This is a genomic window from Streptomyces sp. NPDC054841 (assembly GCF_053611045.1).
Map to the genome: position 1 here is coordinate 1 of NZ_JBSGZO010000533.1, position 5,369 is coordinate 5,369.

The 5,369-nt window shown below is 68.2% G+C and carries 1 protein-coding gene; it reads left to right on the top strand.

Going from position 1 to position 5,369, the window contains the following annotated elements; translation table 11 throughout:
• On the top strand, nt 1–5,369 hold a 5,369-nt coding region (locus ACWGI8_RS38550), incomplete at both ends, for an SDR family NAD(P)-dependent oxidoreductase (RefSeq protein ID WP_453668098.1).

The window sequence follows — 5,369 nt, forward strand, 5'->3', positions numbered from 1 at the left end:
GTCGTGCGGGGCACGGCCGTGAACCAGGATGGTGCCAGCAACGGCCTGACCGCGCCGAACGGCCCGTCCCAGCAGCGCGTCATCCGGCAAGCGCTCGCTAATGGTGGCCTTTCGACCAACGGCGTTGACCTCGTCGAAGCCCACGGGACGGGTACGCGTCTGGGTGACCCGATCGAGGCGCAGGCGCTGCTGGCCACTTACGGCCAGGACCGCGACGAAAGCGCCCCGCTGTGGCTGGGCTCCGTGAAGTCCAACATCGGCCACACGCAGGCGGCGGCTGGTGTTGCGGGTGTGATCAAGATGGTGCTGGCGATGCGGCACGGTGTGCTGCCCAGGACGCTGCATGTGGATGAGCCGTCGTCGCAGGTGGACTGGACTGCGGGTGCGGTGTCGCTGTTGACGGAGGAGCGTGACTGGCCGGAGGTTGAGGGTCGTCCGCGTCGGGCGGCGGTCTCCTCGTTCGGTATCAGCGGGACGAACGCGCACGTGGTGCTGGAGCAGGCGCCGGCCGATGAAACTGACGGCGAGGAGTCCATCGCCGCTGTCGCTCCCGGGGTGACGGTGCCGTGGGTGGTCTCCGCCCGGAGTGAGGCGGGTCTGCGATCTCAGGCGGAGCGGCTGGTGTCGTTCCTTGGGGAGCGGTCGGAGTGGTCGCCGGTTGATGTGGGCTACTCGTTGGCGGTCACCCGTGCCCACTTCGAGCACAGGGCCGTGGTGTGTGGTGCGGACCGAGGTGAGTTGCTGGACGCGCTGCATGGGGTTGCCGAGGGTGAGGCGGCTTCGGGTGTGGTCCGGGACGAGGCCTCGAGCGGTCGTTCGGCGTTCCTGTTCACGGGGCAGGGGAGTCAGCGGGCCGGGATGGGCCGGGAGCTGTATGCGTCCTTCCCCGTCTTCGCGGCTGCCTTCGATGAGGTGTGCGCGCACATCGACCGGCACCTGGACCGCCCGCTCAAGGAGCTGGTGTTCTCGGATGCGCCTGGGGATGCCGGGCTGTTGGATGAGACCGGTTACACGCAGGTGGCGTTGTTTGCGCTTGAGGTGGCGTTGTTCCGTCTGGTGGAGTCCTGGGGTGTTGCACCGGACTTTGTGATCGGTCATTCGGTTGGTGAGATCGCTGCTGCGCATGTGGCGGGGGTGTTCTCGCTGGAGGATGCTGCGGCTTTGGTTGCGGCGCGTGGTCGGTTGATGCAGGCGTTGCCGGGTGGTGGGGCGATGGCTGCTGTCGAGGCGACGGAGGCGGAGGTTGCCGGGTGGCTGGCCGGCCGTGAGGGCCAGGTGTCGATCGCGGCGGTCAACGGTCCGGCCTCGGTGGTGGTCTCCGGTGATGAGGCGGTGGTGGATGAGGCGGTTGCGTTCTGGCAGGAGCAGGGTCGCCGCACGCGGCGTCTGCGAGTGAGTCATGCGTTCCACTCGCCTCACATGGACGCGATGCTGGAGGAGTTCCGCAAGGTTGCCGAGGGCATCACGTACGCGGTGCCGCGTGTTGCGGTGGTGTCGAATGTGACGGGCAAGCTGGCCGAGGAGCTGGAGCTGTGCTCGGCGGATTACTGGGTGCGTCATGTGCGTGGTGCGGTCCGGTTCGCGGACGGCATGGCGTATCTGGACGGCCAGAACGTCACCCGTTATCTGGAGCTGGGTCCGGACGGAATTCTCTCGGGTATGGGGCAGGGCTGCCTGCCCGAGGACTCCGAGGCTGTTTTCGCTGCTGTCCTGCGCAAGGATCGTCCCGAGCCCGACACGTTCACCACCGCTGTCGGCACCCTCCACGCCCACGGCGCGGACGTGGACTGGGACGGTGTGTTCGCCGGACGTGGGGGTCGCCTCATGGACCTGCCGACGTACGCCTTCCAGCACCAGCACTACTGGCTGGACGCGCCCTCCTCCGTCGGAGACGTCGCATCGGTTGGGCAACGGGCCACCGGGCACCCGCTGTTGGGTGCGACGGTTTGGCTGCCGGACTCGGACGGTCTGCTGCTGACGGGGCGGCTGTCGCTCCAGTCGCATCCGTGGCTGGCCGACCATGCCGTGATGGGGTCGGTGCTGTTGCCGGGGACGGCGATGGTGGAGCTGGCCATCCAGGCCGGAGACCAGGTCGGCTGCTCCACGCTCGAAGACCTCACCCTCCAGGCACCCTTGGTGATTCCGGAAAGCGGTGGAGTGGCGCTGCAGGTCACCGTGGAAGCGCTGGACGAGTCGGGGCGCCGTCAGGTGGCCGTCTACTCGCAGCCGGCTGATGCGGAACCGGGTGAGGCGTGGACGCGGCACGCTGTCGGGACGGTGGCGGGCGTGGTTGCGGAGACCGAGCCCGTCGGGTTGTCGGTGTGGCCGCCGCAGGGTGCTGAACCGGTGGATGTGGAGCCTGAGGCCTTCTACGAGGCATTCGCGGCGACTGGGCTGTCCTACGGCCCGGTCTTCCAGGGTGTGCGGGCGGCTTGGCGGCTGGGTGATGAGGTCTTTGCCGAGGTGACGTTGCCCGAGGAGACCGGTACGGACGGGTTCGGTCTGCATCCGGCGCTGCTGGATGCGGCGCTGCACGCTGCCGCGTTCGGTGACTTCGTTTCGGGCACGTCTGGCGCCGGCGATGGGGCGCGACTGCCGTTCGCGTGGAGCGGGGTGAACCTCCATGCCACCGGTGCGTCCACGTTGCGGGTGCGGATGGCGCCGGGGGCTGGCGGGGACACGGTCGCCCTCACGGTTGCGGATGGTGTGGGTGTGCCTGTTGCGGAGGTTGAGTCGGTGGTCTTCCGGCGGGTGTCGGAGGAGTTGTTGGCGGTTGGTCGGGGTGGTGTGGGTGATGCGTTGTTCGGGGTGGAGTGGGTTGAGGTGTCGGGGGTTGCGGCGGTTGGGGGTGTGGGTTCGTACGCGGTTGTCGGTGATGACTTGTCGGGGCTGGCTGAGGTGCCGGAGGTGGTGTTTGTCGAGCTGCCTTCGCCGGTGGATGGCGAGTTGGTTGCGGATGCGGTGCGTGCTGGTGTTGAGCGGGTTCTTGGGTTGGTGCAGGAGTGGCTTGCTGGTGAGCGGTTTGCTGATTCGCGTCTGGTGTTTGTGACGCGGGGTGCGGTTGCGGCTGGGTCTGGTGAGGGTGTGCGGGGTCTGGCGCATGCTCCTGTGTGGGGGTTGGTGCGTTCGGCGCAGTCGGAGAATCCGGACCGGTTCGGGCTGGTGGATCTGGGGCCGGATGACGCGCTGGATGCGGCGGTGGTGTGGCCGCTGCTGACCGGGGCGGGCGTCGACAGCGAGCCGGAGCTTGCGGTGCGTGGTGGTGTGGTGCGTGTGCCGCGTCTGGTGCGTGCCCGGGCCGCCGAGGATGAGGGCTCGCGTTTCGGTTCGGGCACGGTGTTGGTGACTGGTGGTACGGGTGGTCTGGGGTCGCTTGTGGCCCGGCATCTGGTGGCCGAGCATGGTGTGCGGAGTCTGCTGCTGACCAGCCGCCGTGGTGCCCGCGCCGAGGGTGCCGACGCGCTGGTGGCCGACCTTGCCTCCCTCGGTGCCGAGGCCGAGATCGTCGCCTGTGATGCTGCTGACCGTGAGGCGCTGGCTGCGGTGCTGGAGGGCATTCCGGCCGATCGCCCGCTGACCGGTGTCGTGCACACGGCCGGCGTCCTGGACGACGGCACCATTCCCTCTCTCACCCCCGAGCGTCTGGATGTGGTGCTGCGTCCGAAGGTGGATGCGGCGTGGAATCTGCACGAACTGACGCAGGGCATGGATCTGTCGGCGTTCGTGCTGTTCTCGTCGGCGGCCGGGGTGATGGGGAACGCGGGGCAGGGCAACTACGCGGCTGGGAACACGTTCCTGGATGCCCTGGCGCAGTTCCGGCGGGCGCAGGAGCTTCCTGGGGTGTCTCTTGCGTGGGGTGCGTGGGCGCAGTCGGGCGGCATGGCGGGCCAGCTCAGCAAGGCTGACCAGGAGCGGCTGGTCCGTGCGGGTGCTGTGGGCCTTGCTGATGCGGAGGGCATGGCACTGCTTGACGTGGGTGCTGCTGCTTCGGAGGCTTTGTTGCTTCCGATGCGTCTCGATCTGGCTGGGGTGCGTGCGCAGGCGGCTGTGGTTGGTGTGCCGCCGTTGCTGCGGCGGCTGGTGCGGGTGCCGGGGCGGCGTCTTGCGCAGGCGTCGGGTGTGCAGGGTGGTGCGTTGGCGCAGCGTCTTGCGGGGCTGCCGGAGGCCGAGCGGCATGCAGAGCTGCTGGAGCTGGTCCGTACGCACGTGGCTGCCGTGCTCGGCTACGCGGGAGCGGAGGCCATCGAGGCGACACGGGCGTTCAAGGAACTGGGCTTCGATTCGCTGATCGCCGTCGAGCTGCGTAACCAGCTCGCCAAGTCCCTCGACAAGCGGCTGCCCGCCACGTTGAGCTTCGACTACCCCACCCCGAGCGCGGTCGCCGACTTCCTTCTCGCCGAGCTCGTCGGCACGCAGGCCGCGACAGGTCAGCCGACGCACGCGGTGGTCGCTGTGGACGACGACCCGATCGTGATCGTGGGGATGGCGTGCCGGTATCCGGGTGGTGTCGGTTCGCCGGATGAGTTGTGGCGGATGGTGGCCTCTGGCGGCGATGGCATTTCTGCTTTCCCGACGGATCGTGGGTGGGATCTGGACGGGTTGTTCGATGACGATCCGGATCGTGCGGGGACGTCGTATGTGCGGGAGGGTGGTTTCCTCTACGACGCGGCGGACTTCGATCCGGCGTTCTTCGGGATTTCGCCGCGTGAGGCGTTGGCGATGGATCCGCAGCAGCGGTTGTTGCTGGAGTCGTCGTGGGAGGCGCTGGAGTCGGCGGGTATCGACCCGGCGACCCTGCGCGGCAGCCAGACCGGCGTCTTCGCCGGCGTCATGTACCACAACTACGCTTCCCGACTGGCCGAGGTCCCCGAGGAGGTCGAAGGCTTCCTGGGAACCGGGACCTCTGGCAGCGTCGCATCCGGCCGCGTCTCCTACACCTTTGGGTTCGAGGGTCCGGCGATGACGGTGGATACGGCGTGTTCGTCGTCGCTGGTGGCGTTGCAGTTGGCGGTGCAGGCGTTGCGGCGTGGTGAGTGCTCGCTGGCGCTGGCCGGTGGTGTGACGGTGATGCCGACGCCGGATACGTTCATGAGTTTCTCCCGGCAGCGGGGGCTTGCTTCGGACGGTCGTTGCAAGTCGTTCGCGGATGCGGCGGATGGTACTGGCTGGTCCGAGGGTGTGGGCATGCTGCTGGTGGAGCGTCTGTCGGACGCCCAGCGCAACGGTCACCAGGTTCTCGCTGTCGTGCGTGGCACGGCCATCAATCAGGATGGTGCGAGTAATGGTCTGACGGCGCCGAATGGTCCGTCGCAGCAGCGGGTGATCCGGCAGGCGTTGGCGAATGCGGGTCTGTCGGCTCGTGATGTGGA